Origin of the sequence: Alloalcanivorax xenomutans (assembly GCF_032810065.1) — a bacterium.
Classification (GTDB): Bacteria; Pseudomonadota; Gammaproteobacteria; order Pseudomonadales; family Alcanivoracaceae; genus Alloalcanivorax; species Alloalcanivorax xenomutans.
In genome coordinates this window covers 2,496,904-2,513,644 of sequence record NZ_CP136538.1, presented here as the reverse complement: position 1 = coordinate 2,513,644, position 16,741 = coordinate 2,496,904, and the positions used below count along the sequence as shown (strand labels likewise).

Below are 16,741 nucleotides of genomic sequence, written 5' to 3'. Positions count from 1 at the left end.
CCGCGGATCCCGCCAGCGCGGGCCCGCGGGCACCAGCGTCAGCGATTGGAAATGTACATGGTGACTTCAAAGCCGATGCGCATGTCCACATAGCTGGGTTTGGTCCACATAGCGAGCTCCTCGATTGTTATTCGTGTCAGAGATTGGCCGTGATCGGCCGATTCATTTGAGCACTGCCCGGGGAATCGGATCACTGCTACTTTAGTACTGAATGTGCCGGTCCATAGGGCCCGACTCGGCGGTGATTACATTTGCAGGAGCCAGCCCTGTCTGGCTAATCCCGGCCTCCGGTGTGGGTACGTTCGCTTGCAGGCAAGCTCCCACAGCGGCTTCGTAGCGCGAACTGTGGGAGCCAGCCTGCTGGCGAATTTGCAGGGCAAGCCACGCTTCCGCTTGGCATCAACGCCCCTCGCCATGTCGCTTTGGTCAGGCGTTCGCCAGACGGCTTGCCCATAATGCGAAGCCCAGGCATCGGATTCGCTGACCGGAGGTTTCGTGCGTATTTTACGGCTGCTTTGTGTTTCTCTGGTTTTATCCGTTTCTCTCCCTGCCGGTGCCGACAAGGCGCTGGATCTGACCCCGGCGCAGCAGGCCGAGATCAAACGCTTCGCCCCCGGAGTAACGTTGACCCCGGAGCTGGCGGACAAGCTGCGCGCCATCGCCTTTGACCAGAAGCGCTCGCTGGATGAGCGTATTCAGGCAATGCAAAAAGTGGCTGGCTATAAGCCGGGAGAGCCGGTTAAACGGCGTATCTGCATCTGGGACATCGCCGGCCGCGCCGGCCCTATCTTCAAGGCCGCCGAGGATCAGCGGAGCCGGGTTCTGAAGTACGGGGTGGATCTGGAAATGGTGCCTTACACCAGCGAAAGCGTGGTGGTGGAGGATCTGAAAGCCGGGATTTGCGACGCCGCCCTGATCAGTGGCCTGCGCGCCCGTTTGTTCAATCAATACACCGGCACCATCGACGCCATCGGCGCGCTGCCTTCCGACGATCACATGAAGCTGTTGTTGCGCGCCATGGCCAGCCCGAAAGTGGCGCCGCGCATGGTAGCCAACGGTTATGTGGTGCTCGGCATCGCCCCGGCCGGGCCGGCTTATATCTTCGTCAACGACCGTGCCATCAACACACTGGCCAATGCCGCTGGCAAACGGGTGGCAGTACTGGATTACGATCCGGTTCAAGCGGAAATGGTGGCGCAGATCGGTGCCACGCCGGTGAATTCCGACATCGTTTCCGCGCCGAACAAATTCAACAATGGTGTGGTGGATGTGCTGGCGGCGCCGATCGTGGCCTATGAAGTGCTGGAGCTGTACAAGGGTATGCGCCCCAATGGTGGCATTATCAATTACCCGTTGGCGCAGATCACCATGCAGCTGATCGGGCGCGCTGATAAATTCCCCAATGAAGTGGCGCAATTGGTGCGTGAGGAATTCTTCAACGGTTACGACCGGATCATGGCTCGCCTGGCGCAAGAGCAGGCCAAGGTGCCGGATCACTGGTGGATTGAAATTCCGGATCAGGATAAACGCGAGTACGAGATGATGATGCAGGATGCCCGTTTGACCCTGCGCGGGAAGGGGTATTACAGCGCGGATATGTTGACTCTGGAACGCAAGGTGCGCTGCAAGCTGGACCCCAACCGGGGAGAATGTGTCAATCCGGTGGAATAGAGCAGCTGCCCCGATTTCCAACTACTGTAGGAGCCAGCCCTGCTGGCGAATGCTTTTTCTTCCACCGCCAGGGTGATTCGCCTGCAAGGCAGGCTCCTACAGAAGAGAGTTAATGCTTCAGCCGACAACCTCAGGTGCACTCGGCCCGGGAGGCGTCCAGCTTGCAGCGGATCTTGCGCATGATGGTCAGCATGTCCGGATCGTAATAGCCTTGATCGCGGAGCTGATCGCGAGCTTCCTGCATCATCAATTCGTATTCCGCTTTGTCCTCATCGGGAATTTTCACCCACCATTTTGGGTCCACCGCTTTTGATTCCTGTTCCACCTGCTGCCGGAAGCGGTCGAAGTTCTCATAAAAATAGCTGCGTGATTTCTGGAACATCTCCTTGGGAAAGCGATCGGTCTTGGCGATAACCTGCAGGGTCAGTTGCACCAGCGGATAGTCGATGATGCCGCCGTCCGGGGAGAGCCCTTTATACAGTTCCAGCGCCTGATAGACCGCCAGGGGCGCGAAGATCACATCCACCGAACCGTTGTTGAATTTAGTGGAGAAGTTGGTGACATCGGAATCCACTGGCGTGGCGCCCACCTGCGACACCAGGCCGGCCTGGGTTTCATCGTATTCCAGCACCGCCACTTTCTTGCCGGCGGCCTTGTCCAGCGTATTGATCTTACGATCATTGACGAAGATATAAGCGGGGCCCGCCGGCGCGAAACCGGCGACGGAGTAGTTACCGCCTTCCAACTTGTCCGCCATCTTCGGGCTGGCCAGAACCTGGGAAATGATGCGCAAGTGATCCATGCTGGGCACCGCGCCGATGGCGTCGATGGTGCCGGCGAACTTATTGAATCCGCGGGCGCGGATCCCGGTCACCAGCGCGGCGTCACAGACACCGGCCTTCAGATCCTCGGTGGCGATCAACTCGCTGGTATAGGGCAGCAGTTCCACATCCAGGCCCCAGGACAAAGCGGTGGTCTTCCAGTCGCGGGCGCTGTTCATGATCGGCCCGGCGTTGCCGACGATGTCGAACACGCACACTTTGCGCTTGATCGGTTCCGCCAGGGTGGGCAGGGAGAGGGCGATGAGCAGGGGGGTAAGCAAGTACAACGCGGTTCTTTTCATTGGGGGCTCCGTGATCCGACAGAAAATCGGGTCTGTTTTCGCTGTCGAGAGGCTGGCTTCGCTAGGCGTGTGTGGAAACGCGTCCACGAGGGCTTTGAAAAACAGGTCATACCGGACGCTCAGGGCATCGTGACGATACGCGTTTGAATGTATCAGCGGGTATGGAGGCGATCAATTTACCGTACTGGCCGCATCGCCATGGAAAGCAGCAGAAACAGCCAATTGCTTTGCTGGCGGACCGGTGTGGCGCGGTGGTTGGGGAAGGACCTGAAGGACACGGCTTGGCAGCTGATCCGATGTCAGCGGCCAAGGAGCGTCCCCAAATCCTGTCGTCGCTGCCAAAGAGGCCAATGCCGTCCTTGTAAACCGCGCGGGTTTACCTCTCATAAAGAGCGAACAAGTGAACTCTAGGGGGCGATCGGAGGCAAAAAAAATGACTAAGCGGAAACGCGCTTATTGCGATTTATTTGGTTCCTGTGTGTGGATGCAAAAAACCGGACGTAAGAACCTGAGAAAGGCGCAAAAACGGGTATACAAAGGCGGTTTCAATATACACCGATTTGTAATCAAGTGAGCGTTTGCTAATCCCGGAAAAGGCTTTAAACGGGGTGCTTAAAAAGGGGACAGGAAATACAAAATCATTGTCTTATTAAAAGTGCACGACTGTAAATATTAAAGGGTTCCTAAAGAGCTCTAAAAGCGTTAGGGTTTTAGTTTCATAACCGTACCAGGAAGTAATGTTATGTAAGCCCGGCGCAGTCTGGGCCGGGGAAGCTCAGCGAAATCAATAACAAGGAGAAGCGCTATGAGCAGCAAGGAACGCGTTTTGCTGCAAGGTGTCCCTCACTATGTAGTGCATAAAACCCGAGACGGCAGCCCGATCTTTCGTACCACGGTGGATTTCAACTACTGCGAGCGGCAGCTGTTGGAATTGCGCAGGGAGTACGAAGTCGAGATCCACGCCTGGTGTCTGCTGCCCGGCGAAGTCCATTTGTTGATCACCCCCACCGGGCGGGCCACGGAAGTATCCCGCTTCATGAAAGGCTTGTCTTGCCGCACCGCGCTGTTCTTCAAGAAGATCCATGGGGAGGAGTCGCCCTGGGAAAGCCGCTTCCTGTCCACGCCGGTGCAACCCAGCCAGTGGGTGCTGACCATCATGAGAATGATCGAGCTGTTGCCGGTGACACGGGGGCTGGTGCAGAAGATCAACCAGTACGCCCACAGCAGTCTGCGCATGCGTTGCGAGAAGACTCAGACCAGCTGGCTGGACGATCCGGAAGAGTACCTGCGTCTGGGAACGAACCGGGACGAACGCCGTTTCGCTTACCGGGAATACCTGCGTTTGGGCAACAACCCGAAGGAAGTGGACTTCATCGTCAACGCCGTTACTCGCGGGCTGGTTACCGGCTCGGACCGCTTTATTCGGGAAGTGGCGGAAAAGTACGGCGAGCGCGTGTATGGCCGGCCCCGGGGGAGGCCCAGGAAGAGGCCAAGTCAGGACAGTGACAGCCCTCCCGGCGACGACAGTGAAGAATAGCCGCGGGCGTGCTGATCACGAGGTCCTATGACAATGAATCGTCCTACTCTGATCGCCGTGCTGGGCCGGGCCGCACGCTACCTGATATCGCTGGCGCTGCTTGGCGTGCTGGTGTACCTGGTGGTGTGGACCGCGGGGTTGCTGATCCACGGCCCTAAACCGCCGGAACGGATGTCGGCGGATGGTCTTCCCTTAACCGCGTCCGCGCAAGATCTGGCGCTGACAAAGGCGGAGATCGCGGGCTGGAATCTGTTCGGCGAGTACCTGTCCGAGAGCGGCACGGCCGAAGCGCATTCCGATGCACCAGAGACGCGGATGAAACTCACCTTGCTCGGCGTTTTCCATAACCGGGTGGACGAGCACGGCTGGGCGATCATCCAGCCGGAAGGTGGCGAAGCGGGGCTGTATCACGTGGGCGATGAGCTGGTCCGTGGCGCCACACTGAATGCATTACGGGTGGATCACGTGTTGCTCAAGCGGGGAGGGCGCCTGGAGAAACTGCCGCTACTCGACTGGGAAGCGATGCCAGGGATCGTGGCCTCGGCACAGCCGGCTCGGGATGACAAGAAAGACGATTTGGAAGTGGAAAAGCTGCTGAGTGACCGGGAAAAGGCCATGAAAACCATGGGCGTCGAGCCGGTGAGCCCGGAGACAGCCAATGGCTACCGGGTGATCGATGAAGAGGGTGACCTGGTCAAGAAGTTCGGCTTCCAAAAAGGCGACGTTATCTTTTCCGCCAATGGCTATCCGCTCGGTACCAAGGAAGACGACCTGCTGGCCCGCCGCTCCGTGGTGGATAGCGGCATTGGTGAGATCATCGTGAGGCGGGGAAGCAAGGAGTTTCTGATCGAGTATCGCACCGGCAAGAGCGATATTCGAGGCATGGCCGCCCTGACCGCGAAACCCTCCGAGGGCGGGTAGCTCCCATAGCTCACACTACGAAGCCGCTGTGGGAGCCAGCTTGCTGGCGAATCTATTTTGGTTTTGTGCTCTATTCGCCAGCAGGCTGGCTCCCACGGATCAGGAGGGGCACAGGCACGCTATCCTCAAGCTGTGGAACACCAGAAGGATGTGCTAGTGTTTTCCCGTTCGAATCATCCCTTGTGCAAGGAGAGCGGAATGACCGATGACAGCCGGGTTGGTCAGGTTGGTGAGTCCTGGAATGATACGTTTGCCTCACGGGCCATGAATATGCCGCCGGATCCCGTTCATATGGAGACCTATGACGAATATCCGAGCAAGTTCAGCCCTCTGTTTTTCGTGGTGATCGCGCTTGCCGTGTTCACCGGAGTAAGTAGTTTCGCCTCCTATAAAAGTGGCAATACCACCTGGTGGCTGGTCCTGTTGGTGGTAACGTTACTGCTCCTCTTCGCCCTGCGCCGCTTTCCCAAGCCGGACGATCTCAAGGACATCGCTTATGAAAAGGGTCTGCTGATCCCCGCCATCGTGATCGATACCCAGCCACTGACGTTACTGGCCCTGGCCGATATGCGCGGCCAGGAAGATGTGGATCTGGTGTGGGGCTGTCTGAAGCTGCCCGTCAAGCAGCTGCCCCATCACACCATCGCCATTGATGAGAAAGTGCCCTGTGTGTCGATGTTTGGAATGCCGGGGAACGGTTACTGGAGCATTTTCCAGCCTCGTCCGGTGGCTTGGGGGTACGACGATCCGGCCTTGGTGAAAAAGGTGACCGAAAGCCTCACGGCGAAGGACGTGGATGATGTGGATGAATGGGCGGTGCTGCAGGAACTCAAGGATGCCATGAAAGCGGCACCGAACAACAAGGTGATCTACTTCGACGCGGCGCTGCGGCAAACGGACAAGCCGTAAAGCAAAAAGGACTCTGGTATTTCTGGTTCCCGCGGAGCTGGGGAGCCGCTGTGGCAAACTTGCTCGCAAGCGGCTCCCGGCTCGTGAGCCGTGATACCGAATCCGGCCCCACCTGATCAGCGAAAGACGTCTTCCAGCTCTTCCACCTCGTAAGGCCGGTCGATCCAGTCTTCCAGCTGTTCCCGGCTGGCGCCGTTCAGTTTGACATCGATGTGTTCAGGGACTGTACCGAAACGGCGTGCCAACTGACGCCGCAGAATATTTCGGGCCTCGGCGGTGGAACCTTCCTCCCGGCCTTCCTTCCGGCCTTCCTCTCGGCCTTCCTCCAGACCTATTTCCCGACCTTCCTCTCGGCCTTTGGTGAGCCCCTCCCGGCGGAATTGGGCTTTCCACTCTTGTATGCGTTCTTCCAGCATGGTGTTCGCCTCCTGTAAGTTTCGAACTTCCCGCCAGCTGATTTCCGGAGCCAGACTGGGGCCCCGGCGATGTAGCCATTCCAGAATAGCTTGTCTGAGTTCACTCTGCTCAGGCCCCTTGAGCCATTCTAGCAAATGGGAGAAGGCCCGAGACAGGTCTTCCGGGGCCTGGCTTTGCTCCAGCCTGAATATAGCGGCGACCAGATTACGCTGCCCAGGCAGGGCGCCCTCGTGAAGCAGAGCGCCCTCATCCAAAAGTAGAAACTGTAGCCGGGGCAAATAGGGGAGCACGGCGTGGGGAGGGGGCTGAATCAAATTGTCCAGGGCCACCGGAGCGCGCCAGCGTCCCTTTCCATTGTACAGCACGATGGGCAGTACCGGTGGTAACCGGCGGTCCTGGCTCAATTCCTCACGCCGGATCAGGTCCTGATACAGCAGACCGATGTAAGTGAGGATACGCACCGGCATGAAGCGCTCCACCGTGGACTGAAACTCCAGCATCAGATAGAGATAAATCCATTCGCGTTTCCAACGTACCCGCCAGAGCGCGTCATTGTGGCGGCTAAGCAGATCGCCGGTAGCGTAGCCGTCACTGACCTTTTCCAGTGAATCCAGATCCAGCTCCCGGACCCAATCACCCTCCATGAACCCCAACAGCAAATCCCGCATCAGAGCGCGATGCGAAAACAGAAATTTATAAGCGGTGTCGTGCTCCCCCATGAATCCTCCCCAAATCAGCAGGGGAGTAATATGACGCGCACTCCGTGATCAGTCTGTCAGCCCTGACGGAAAGAACCGTCAGCCTAAAGTGACGGGTAGTGTAGGAAGGCTCCCTTAGAATGCCGCGAAGCCGCTGTGGGAGGCTTGCCAGCAAGCGAATCGAGGCTACACCGAAAAGGCGTCTTCGCTCAAAGAGGACGATCGGCCAGATGGTTGAGAGGGACCATGCGTTTGTGCAGCACACCGAATATCACCAAACGGCTTCTGTACACGATGTAATAAATCACATGACTGACATGGGGGAAGCTGAATACGCCGGCCCCGAGTTCGGGCCTGGGTTTGCCGAGGGACGGCGTTTCACATAACAACCGCAGGGTTTGCCGAAGATCCGAAAGATACTTACGGGATTGCTTGGGGCCCCACTGCCGCAGAGTGAAACGGCGAATCTGGATCAAGTCCTTCCGGGCCTCCAGGGTCAGGCGATACGGTGCCGCCATCAGTCGTGTTGACCTGATTCCAGCTCATCGAAGAACGCATCCCCGTCAACCAGGTTGCCGGCAGTGATATCCGCTTTTGCCTGAGCGGCCCTGGCTTGCAACAGCTGTAATTTCGCTACTTCGAGCCCTTCATATTCATCAACGGAAATGACCACCGCCACGGGCTTGCCGTTCTTGCTGATCTGAACCGGTGCGCGCTGTGCCCGTAGCAGCATATCGCCAAAGTGAGTCTTGGCCTCATTAGCGGAAAGGGTATCCATGATCGCTTCCATAAAATCGTTCGATTCGGTCAATATAGTCGAATCGCTCTATTTTGGCCAAGGTCATTTTGACAGTAAAGGAGTGCCCCCTGGGAAAGCGGGTTTTGAGCCCTCCATGCAGGCAATCCAGTTGCCGTTTTCCGAAGCTAGTATGGAGGGAAGAAAAGTCCCGGTCTGTCAGCCCTGGCGGAAAGACCTGTCAGCCGGAAGTGATGGGTAGTGTAGGAAGGCTTCCTTTCCCGGTCCCCAACCTGATCAGCGAAAGACGTCCTCCAGCTCTTCCACCTCGTAGGGCCGGTCGATCCAGTCTTCCAGTTGCTCTCGGCTGGCGCCGTTCAACTTGGCTTCGATACGTTCGGAAAGAGAGCCGAAGCGGCGTACCAGTTGGCGCCGCAGGATATTACGGGCTTCCTCTTGCAAACCAGCCTGGTGGTGCATGTCCTTCCATTCCTGTGCACTGTTGCGCGTCATTTCCTGAATCTCCTGCAAGTTCAGCATTTGAGGAATTGTTACGCCCGGCATCCATTGGGGCAGACGGAGTGGTAGCCAGGCTACGAAAAAGACTTTAGGGTCGTTCTTCTGAATGCGATATCGGAATTAGCTGTCGACCCTGGCACGTATGTCCTCGGCTGAGGCCCGGGGTAGTGCGATAAAATCGCTCTCTGGCATCGAGTCGTAGACATTCTGAAATGGCAGATAAAGAGAGATTATCCAGGTGTCCCCCTCTTTCCGGCCAGCATAAGGGTGAAGAATTTCTCCATCCGCACGTTTTCTATCAAATCGTAGCACCCCTTTATGCGGGTAATGGTGTGCACTCCGCTCATCCATCATCCGGAATACCGCCTCCGAAGGGTAGCCTGGATGTCCGCTCGTGTTGTGTTCCCGTATGGCGCTGGTAATGGCTTCCGTTTCGGTCAAAAAGCAGTGTGGAATGTCCTTTTCATCAAATACGACTTCCTTCGCAATAAACGGCGGTCCCTGGTACCAATTGGGATCATTTTTGTCGACCTGGATGGCAATAATGGTGCGAGTGCCAACATCTGTACAACGCCATCGAAAGCCTGCTCTCCCGAGAAATTCCAAGCCGATGTAAAAATCTGAATGCTTCATGGTTCTGTCTCATCGGACCGTTGAATGGCATATTTCAGGTGCCCGGCTATGATGATAGGGAATATTTAACGAAAGACGTCTTCCAGCTCTTCCACCTCGTAGGGCCGGTCGATCCAATCTTCCAGCTGTTCCCGGCTGGCGCCGTTCAACTTGGCTTCGATACGTTCGGAAAGAGAGCCGAAGCGGCGTACCAGTTGGCGTCGCAGGATATTACGGGCCTCGTTGACGAGCCCCTCTTGCAAACCAGCCTGGTGGTGCATGTCCTTCCATTCCTGTGCACTGTTGCGCGTCATCTCCTGAATCTCCTGCAAGTTCAGCATTTGAGGAATTGTTACGCCCGGCATCCATTGGGGCAGCCGGCGGTACAACCACGCTACGAAGCTGTGCCGTAGGCCCGCCAGTTCCGTTGGGCGCAGCCAGTTTATCAAATCGTCAAGAACCTGGGGCACCTCGGCAAAGGTGCGATGATGCTCCAAACGGAACAGAGCGGCGACCAAGTTGCGCATTGATGCAGTTGATCCAGATCAAAAGCGCCTTGGTCCAAAAGCAGAAAAGCCTGCTCCGGCTGAAGTCCCAAAAACTCCGCCGGACCTGGCTGAATCAGATTCCGGACATGAATGGGAGCCCGCCAACGGGATTCTCCATTATACAGCACGACTGGCAGAACGGAGGGGAGCTTCTGGTTGTCATCCAGCTCATGGCGGCGAATGAGATCCTGGTACAGCAATCCGGTGTAGGTATGAACCCGTACCGGCATAAACCGTTCCACGGTGGATTGAAATTCCAGCAGCAGATAGAGATAAATCCTGTCCCGTCCCCATCGCACCCGCCAGACCGCGTCATCGTGACGGCTGCGCAGATCATCACTGACATAGCTGCCGTTCATCTTTTCCAGGGAATCCAGGTCGAGTTTCCTGAGCCAATCTCCGGAGACGAATCCCTCAAGGAAATCCCTGACCATCCTCGGGTGAGAGAACAGCAGCTTGTAACCGGTATCGTGATCCATCATGCCCCCCTTCCACATCACCGGGGCAGTATGGCGTGGAGACGAAGACGGGTCTGTCAGCCGAAGCGGAAAGACATGTCAGCCAAGCTCCCTCTGCTGTGGGAAGCTTGCTCGCAAGCGAATAACCGCCGCTCCTTTTTTCCCAAAACATCCGGACAGCCAACCACAACCACCTTAGCCAACCGTTTTGGCCCAAATAATAATTACCCCAGAAGTCCTGGCAACTTCTGGGGTAATTAAAATGACCGAAAAGATCCAATAAATACCCCAGAAGTTCCCCGAAAATGGCGCAGAAGTAAAAGGTTAAGTGTTTGATTTTGAAGGGGTCTTTTCTGTTACATAAATAAAGTCTCGTTTGCGTCTGAATTTAATCTGGTTACGTATTGTTAATTTTTTGGGGATTGGTACGGTCGTAATGGCTTGGCTTCAAGGAAGGTCCGTAAGGGCTGAGTAGGGCGCTTCAACGAAGCGTGGGAACAAAGCAGTTAGGCAGCCGAGGGTCGCCTTGGGCTTGGCGGGAAATAACAAACATTCCTCATGTGAAATGGAAATAAAGGAGAAAGATTATGAAAGCGAAAATCATCATGTTGTCGGCACTAGGTGTCGCTTCATTTGGGCTGACTCAGGCTGCTAATGCAGGTTGGGACAATACAGATTGTGGGGGAGCTGCTACTCCATGTATTGAGTATAATGGCAGCAATCATTTCAACATTGACGATACTGACCATTCAGATTGGCACGGTACTCCCGGTACCGGTAGTCCTGCTGGTACCTGGAATAACGGTGTGAATCCTGCAGATCCTTTTGTCTTTAGTGGTGATACCCATTTGGTATGCGATGGCATTGAAGTTGACTGTACTCTATCATTATCAGGGTACACCAGAATTGCGGGTAGCAATCCATATAATATTGGGATCATGGTCACTGATGCTGATGTTACGGGCGGTTTGCTTTGTGGTTTGGTCGGCCTTGGCGAATTTCCGTGGTATATCGACGAAAACAACGAACATGGCCCCTACAGCGATGCAGCGAATGTTGGGATTCCGTACCCAATAACTAGTTTTATTGGTAGCATTGGATCTATTGACATCAATGTTCCTCCGCTAATCCAAAAAGCCAATATGCATATGCATGACGTGACTTATAATAATGTTGATACTTTTTCCTTCGGTACAGGATCTAATGATCCGAACCTTTATTATGAAGATGAGACTTTGTCTGGTTGTACGGTAAGTGGTGACTTGGTACTTCAAAGCCCGGGAAGCTCACTAATTATTTATTGATATTAGGAGGGCGATCTCTCTTTTTTATTCTGGGCCACGATAAGTGGCCCTTTTTATAAGGCGCCAAGCAGGTTCTACTCCAGTTCGCCATCGTGATCAGCTGGGCGGCTTGAGGGTAAGGAAGGGGCGTAGGATGAAATTTCAGAGAAGAAGAAGGCGAAAATTCTAATCGAGAAAAAGCATGATGACGGACTATCGTGAATTTTCGGTGCAAATCGTGGTTGTAATCCCCCCATTTGTAACCGCCGGTTTGAGTAGAGAGTTAACCGGTTTGTAACAGGTGGGCCGGCGGCACGCCGCCGATAGCCGAGTTCGGTCGCTCGTGATTGTAATGCCAGAGCCACTGGGTCGCTAATAGCTGGGCGTGAGCAACACTGCTGAACTCATGCAGATCCAACCATTCGTGCCGTGCGGTTCGGTTGAACCGCTCAATGTAGGCGTTCTGGGTCGGTTTGCCTGGCTGGATGTAGATCAGTGTAATCCGCTTCCTGTTGGCCCACTCCACCAGCGCCTGCGAGATATATTCCGGGCCGTTATCACAGCGCAGGGCGGCGGGCTTTCCTCGCCATTCGATGATCTGGTCAAGCGCACGTATCACTCGTTGTGCAGGCAGTGACAGGTCAACTTCAATGCCAAGCCCTTCGCGATTGTAGTCGTCGATCACATTGAACGTTCTCAGCGACTGGCCGCTGACGAGCTGGTCGCCCATGAAATCCATCGACCAGACTTGATTCGGCGCCGTCGGCACCGCCAATTCGCCCGGATAATCTCGCTTGATCCGGCGCCGGGGCTTGATCCGCAGATTCAGCTCCAGATCCCGGTAGATCCGATACACACGCTTGTGATTCCAGGCATAGCCCTTCACGTTACGGAGATACAGAAAACACAGCCCGAAGCCCCAGCGCTTGTGGGCCTGAGTGAGTTTGAGTAGCCAGTCCGCAATCAGGGCGTTTTCGCCATTGAGCTTTGCCTGGTAGCGGTAGCAAGTTTCACTAATGTCGTACACGACACAGGCCAGCCGGATACTGAGCCCGTGCTTGGCCACGCCCTTCATGGCCATCTCCCGGCGTTGAGACGGCCTTACAGCTTTCCCTCCAGGGCTTCCTGGCGCAGCTCCGCTTTGAGCCGTTCTTCCGCATACATCTTCTTCAGACGGGCGTTCTCCGCCTCCAGCTCCTTCAGCCGCTTCATCAGCGACGCGTCCATGCCGCCAAACTTCGACCGCCACTGATAGATCAGCGCCGTACTCACGTTGTGTTCGCGGGACAGTTCCGCCACCGGAACCCCGGCTTCGTGCTGCTTCAGAATCGCCACTATCTGACTATCGGAAAATCGAGACTTCTTCATGTGTCGCTCCTCAATGCGATCAGTGTAAAAGTCTCTACTCAAAACCTCGATTACTTTTCGGGGGGATTACAAAATCAGTTGGGCTGGGATGCTGGAATACAACGAAAAGTGTTATCACGATAGCTTCGATACGTTAGCGTTTGCTAAGTAATTATGTCAAGCCCAGGGGGCTTCGTTAGAATGACGAAGATTAGATCGTGGTAATGATGACTATAAAGAATCCTCAACATAATTGTGCCGAAAGGTTTTGCGTTAATCCGCCATAAGATGTGACGGATTAACACATGGTCTACTGCTGAATTTTAATCTTGTGAAAGCAACTTTATCGGTGTGGACACCATTTGTAAAAAGGTTCCTTGAGAAGGAATTTGCATTGGGAGTCTGCCGCCGGCAATCCCGCCTGCCCCATTAGCAAAAGTTTCTAAGTTGATACTCACAGGGTTGAGGTTTCTTTGTTGCACCAGCATCCTGCCGTCGTCTAGGAACGAAATAGGGCCAGTTAGTATCATATTAATTGGGTAGCTGCTCAAATTATGACGGACATTAATACCATCAAGAGCTCTACTCAGAAAAGGTAGATCCACATAAAGATCAACTTCAGCAGTTAGAGTTGGCGTTCCATCTGTATCCTGGTTAATCCATCCAGTTATTGGTTGAGTGCGCGGACAGAAGGCATCTTCGGAGTCGATGCAGGAAGGATTATCTTTAGCGTAGCGCATTCTCATCAATTGGTCGCCGGACTGTGTCATGATTGTAGGAAATCCCCCTATGGGATTTCGAGCGTAAGTCATGATGGACGTTGCCAGGACCTGCGAAGGCCATATCAGAACTTTAATGCCTTTGTCTCTGACATACTTATTCGTTACCGTGGCGTTCAGTCCCATTTTGATGTAGGTAAACTTTCGATCTGGACAGGAAACTGGATTACTGCCGATAACATTCAAGCTAGGGGTGGTTGGTACGTCAATTTCTTCGCCGGTTGCGGGATCGTAAACCGATTCATAGCCGCAGCCGATATTACCACCATCCACGCCGAGCACTGCCATGGGTATCATCATCAACGGGTTATCCGTGCCTTGAAGCATCCAAGGAGTCTCGTCTTCATCTATACTACCGTTGAGGTTCAAGGAGAGAATTTTTGCACTATTAGGAAGGCCCAGGATTCCACCGGGGTCGTGTCTTGGTTCAGCATTTGGGTCCAATATACTCGGGAGGGGTTCCTGATTATTGTATTGCGCGGCTAGACGAAAACCATTCTCATCATACGAACTGAGCAAAATGCCTTTATTATAATAACCGCTAACAGTTGATCCTTGGCTAAGCTTGTCCGTTACGGAGTCTACATCGTGAATGAGATTTCCGTTCAGGTCCGCATCGGGCATGCTCCTCAGAGTTTGGAGGACGATCCCAATATTGTGTTTGGCGCCCTTAAAGAATATGTCGAGGTTGGGGCCTCCTCCATCAACAACAAAGTAGTCTCTCTCTAGGTAGTGATCGGCTACAACCCGACCACCATATATATTTGGGGTTGTAATTGGCTCGCGATGAACAATACCAAGTGGTTGTGTTCGAAGCGGAAGGCCGTCTCTGCTGCAAATAGCACCAGTTCCATCACAAACCGCCTCGGAACTGCCTATATAGCCTGAAGGCTGATTGGCAGCTTGCTCCGTATCATTGTTAGAACCTAAACTGTATTTATAAATTTGCCCCACAGTCCAGGGCTCATTTGGTACAAAAGTAACGCTCTGACCTGTAACGGTTATTTCGCCTTGGATTGTAGATGGCTCGGAAAGTAGTTCCCCATTAGCATTAATGGGTTCTCCCGCCGTATTGACACGGGTGACGTTGAAACTTCCGCCGATTTTTACACTGGCAGGGTCAATTTCCTTGCTGAACTGCAGGACGATAGGCTGATTTTCTGATAATGACATTAGAGGTAGGTTGTCATCAGGCTTGTGATTGCTGAGTGGGTAATCGCTGGTCCAGCCTTCCTCTAATCCACCGGCACATCGACCTACAAGACCGTTTGCCAAATCCCGGGTGGCTGGATCGGTCGTACAAGGAAAGCCAGGATAAGCACTTAGAAGCTGGGGCGAATTTACTTGAACCGGTTCTGGTGAATAGGCGCCACTGGTATCAGGACGGTTTCGAGTCCCCACTAAACCGGATAGCTGAACAGTCAGTGTTTCTGGTGAAAGTGAGTTACCCACTATGTCTTCAATTTCACTCCCCAATTGCAACGTATATTCCGGGTTTTCCGAAATCGGCTCGTAACGCAAGCCGCCTTCCGGCTGAATGACCAGACTGGCCCCGTCCAGGTAATACTCGAAATCGACGGCAGCCCCATCCTTGGTCAAAGACAATGACCCCGGTTTATTCAGGCTCGCACCATCCAACGCCTCATCAAAGTTCAAAATAATCGGATCCCCCGGCTTGGCCAGCAGGGACTTGTCCTCGCCGGTGAGGGTATCCGTGCCCAGGGTCCAGCTCTGCAGGGTGGGGCCGGTTTTGTCTTCCGGGGCGGTGGGGGTATTCATCTGATCCTTGTAGGACTGCAGCTGGAAGCTGAGCAGGCCGTAGCCGTATTCCTGGCCGAGGATGTTGGGTTCCACCATGCCGACGGCGTCCAGGTTGAGGACGCCGGCTTCGGTGTCCACTTCGGCCACGCCCACCAGTTCGATGTGCATGATGTCCTGGGTGAAGCCGCCGTTGGCGCGCGGGTCCTCGGTGGCGATGCCCACGTCCATGAGCAGGTGGACGATGCGCAGGGCGTCGGCGCGGTTATGGACGTTGTAGGGGTTGGGCACCAGGTAGCCGGTGGCGTCGCTGGTGAGGCGCATGTCCACGGGGCCGGAGCCGAAGCCGGCGGGGACTTCGCCGCCGATCATCACCATTTCGATGGCGCTGCCGGTGAGCTTGGTGCCGCGGGGCAGGCGGATCGGGGTGACGTCGGGGTATTCGGTGACGTCCGCCAGTTCGGCCACCACGGCGTCGGCGCTGGCCTGGGTGACGTTGACGTCTTCGCCGAGCAAGGTGCCGTTGACGGGCACCTGGTTGATGTTCTTGCCGGTGAGGCGGGACAGGCCGCTCTGGGTGATCCGCTGCACCAGCATGGCCGGTTCGCCACGCGGTGAGGAGTCCGCCGGGGTGAAGTTGATCTCGGTGCCGGCGAAGGCTTCATCAAAGGTGCTGGTGAGACCGTTGGTGAGGCTCAGCGTATAGCTCTGCCCGGGTGTCAGATACTCCGGTTTCGGATCCACGGTCATGTAGTGGCCGTTGATCAGGAGCGTGGCTTCCACGGTTTCGCCGCTGCTGTCGGTGAGCACTACGGTGTCGCCGTAGCGGGCGCTGGCGCGGTCTACCGGCTGGGTGAACTGGAACCGGAAGCTGGAGAAATCCATGATCGGTTCGTTGGTGTCGCCATTGGGCATTTGCCGGTCGATGGCGAAGCCGTCGTCCTTGACCACCAGGCTTCTGGGCCCTTCGGCCAGTGGCCGGGTGGTGAAGCGCAGGGTGCGGTCGGCGGAGGTGCCGTTACGCAGACGCAGGTTCTTGATGGCGATGGTGTAGTCGGTGAGCGGGCTCAGCGATTGCGCCGGTGTGAGGATCACGCCGCGCGGGTCCGGGCCCACGGTTTCGGCGGTGTAGTCCAGGTTGCCGCCTTCGGCGTCACAGCACAGGGTGACGCTCTGTTCCACGTCGCCGAGTGACACGTCACTGGTGAAGCGCAGCACCACCGGTGCCTTGGTGGGCACTTCGGCCTGCCCGTCATCGGGATAGGCATAGAGCAGGCTTTGGCGTTTGGCGTCGTTGGCATCATTGCCGGGCATGCTGGAGCCATCACTGCCGCCACAGGCGGTGAGGACGGTGGCGCAGGCGGTTATTAATAAGGTCCCGTACAGGGTCTGGTTAAAGGTTCCGCGAAGCATAAGGTTCTCCCC

At 55.3% G+C, this 16,741-nt stretch carries 16 protein-coding genes; 5 read left to right on the top strand and 11 right to left on the bottom strand.

The features are described from left to right. Positions 1-38: 38 nt before the first annotated feature. Positions 39-110, bottom strand: coding sequence for a pyrroloquinoline quinone precursor peptide PqqA (gene pqqA, locus RYH70_RS11625; protein ID WP_081586962.1), 72 nt, complete (start codon positions 108-110; stop codon positions 39-41). A gap of 391 nt (positions 111-501) precedes the next feature. Between pqqA and RYH70_RS11620 the strand changes: the two genes are divergently transcribed. Beyond that, positions 502-1,671 carry a putative solute-binding protein gene (locus RYH70_RS11620; RefSeq protein ID WP_394356132.1) on the top strand — a complete coding sequence of 390 codons (1,170 nt, stop codon included), beginning with the start codon at positions 502-504 and terminating at the stop codon, positions 1,669-1,671. A 130-nt stretch (positions 1,672-1,801) separates the two neighbouring features. Here the strand turns inward: RYH70_RS11620 and RYH70_RS11615 are convergent, their stop codons facing one another. Further along, on the bottom strand, positions 1,802-2,794 hold the full coding sequence (locus tag RYH70_RS11615) for a putative solute-binding protein (RefSeq protein WP_022996532.1): 993 nt from the start codon (positions 2,792-2,794) through the stop codon (positions 1,802-1,804). Positions 2,795-3,599: 805 nt separating this feature from the next. Here RYH70_RS11615 and RYH70_RS11610 point away from each other — a divergent pair. The 3 genes from RYH70_RS11610 to RYH70_RS11600 all read left to right on the top strand — a co-directional run bounded on the left by RYH70_RS11610 (position 3,600) and on the right by RYH70_RS11600 (position 6,161). Beyond that, complete coding sequence (locus RYH70_RS11610) at positions 3,600-4,331, top strand: transposase (protein WP_284455569.1); 732 nt, start codon at positions 3,600-3,602, stop codon at positions 4,329-4,331. A gap of 27 nt (positions 4,332-4,358) precedes the next feature. After that, positions 4,359-5,252, top strand: coding sequence for a type II secretion system protein N (locus RYH70_RS11605; RefSeq protein WP_317009155.1), 894 nt, complete (start codon positions 4,359-4,361; stop codon positions 5,250-5,252). Between the two features lie 198 nt (positions 5,253-5,450). Beyond that, entirely contained in the window at positions 5,451-6,161 is a 711-nt protein-coding gene (locus tag RYH70_RS11600; protein WP_080531068.1) for a DUF3239 domain-containing protein, read from the top strand. A 116-nt stretch (positions 6,162-6,277) separates the two neighbouring features. On the opposite strand, the gene RYH70_RS11595 is transcribed toward RYH70_RS11600, so the two are convergent. From RYH70_RS11595 to RYH70_RS11565, 7 genes are all read right to left on the bottom strand, one after another. Continuing rightward, the gene (locus RYH70_RS11595) at positions 6,278-7,297 is read right to left on the bottom strand and encodes an Rpn family recombination-promoting nuclease/putative transposase (protein ID WP_317009154.1); all 1,020 of its coding nucleotides are present in this window, start codon (positions 7,295-7,297) and stop codon (positions 6,278-6,280) included. Positions 7,298-7,485: 188 nt separating this feature from the next. Further along, positions 7,486-7,794: a type II toxin-antitoxin system RelE/ParE family toxin gene (locus RYH70_RS11590; protein ID WP_063141672.1), complete on the bottom strand. Its 309-nt coding sequence runs from the start codon at positions 7,792-7,794 to the stop codon at positions 7,486-7,488. Beyond that, the gene (locus RYH70_RS11585; protein WP_063141726.1) at positions 7,794-8,054 is read right to left on the bottom strand and encodes a type II toxin-antitoxin system Phd/YefM family antitoxin; all 261 of its coding nucleotides are present in this window, start codon (positions 8,052-8,054) and stop codon (positions 7,794-7,796) included. Before RYH70_RS11585 ends, RYH70_RS11590 begins: the two co-directional genes overlap by 1 nt. Before the next feature lie 255 nt (positions 8,055-8,309). Continuing rightward, entirely contained in the window at positions 8,310-8,525 is a 216-nt protein-coding gene (locus RYH70_RS11580) for a DUF4351 domain-containing protein (protein WP_253825222.1), read from the bottom strand. Between the two features lie 126 nt (positions 8,526-8,651). Further along, the gene (locus RYH70_RS11575; RefSeq protein WP_063141668.1) at positions 8,652-9,164 is read right to left on the bottom strand and encodes a hypothetical protein; all 513 of its coding nucleotides are present in this window, start codon (positions 9,162-9,164) and stop codon (positions 8,652-8,654) included. A gap of 65 nt (positions 9,165-9,229) precedes the next feature. Continuing rightward, the gene (locus RYH70_RS11570; protein WP_233916747.1) at positions 9,230-9,457 is read right to left on the bottom strand and encodes a DUF4351 domain-containing protein; all 228 of its coding nucleotides are present in this window, start codon (positions 9,455-9,457) and stop codon (positions 9,230-9,232) included. Between the two features lie 131 nt (positions 9,458-9,588). Beyond that, positions 9,589-10,173 carry an Rpn family recombination-promoting nuclease/putative transposase gene (locus RYH70_RS11565; RefSeq protein ID WP_317009153.1) on the bottom strand — a complete coding sequence of 195 codons (585 nt, stop codon included), beginning with the start codon at positions 10,171-10,173 and terminating at the stop codon, positions 9,589-9,591. 563 nt (positions 10,174-10,736) lie between these two features. On the opposite strand from RYH70_RS11565, the gene RYH70_RS11560 reads away from it, so the two are divergent. After that, positions 10,737-11,453, top strand: coding sequence for a hypothetical protein (locus RYH70_RS11560; RefSeq protein ID WP_317009152.1), 717 nt, complete (start codon positions 10,737-10,739; stop codon positions 11,451-11,453). A gap of 262 nt (positions 11,454-11,715) precedes the next feature. On the opposite strand, the gene RYH70_RS11555 is transcribed toward RYH70_RS11560, so the two are convergent. Continuing rightward, a protein-coding gene (locus RYH70_RS11555; RefSeq protein WP_317009151.1) for an IS3 family transposase occupies positions 11,716-12,800 on the bottom strand; the annotation gives its coding sequence in 2 pieces (ribosomal slippage) (positions 11,716-12,551 and positions 12,551-12,800; 1,086 coding nt in all). A gap of 302 nt (positions 12,801-13,102) precedes the next feature. Next, the gene (locus tag RYH70_RS11550; protein WP_317009150.1) at positions 13,103-16,729 is read right to left on the bottom strand and encodes an Ig-like domain-containing protein; all 3,627 of its coding nucleotides are present in this window, start codon (positions 16,727-16,729) and stop codon (positions 13,103-13,105) included. Positions 16,730-16,741: the final 12 nt, after the last annotated feature.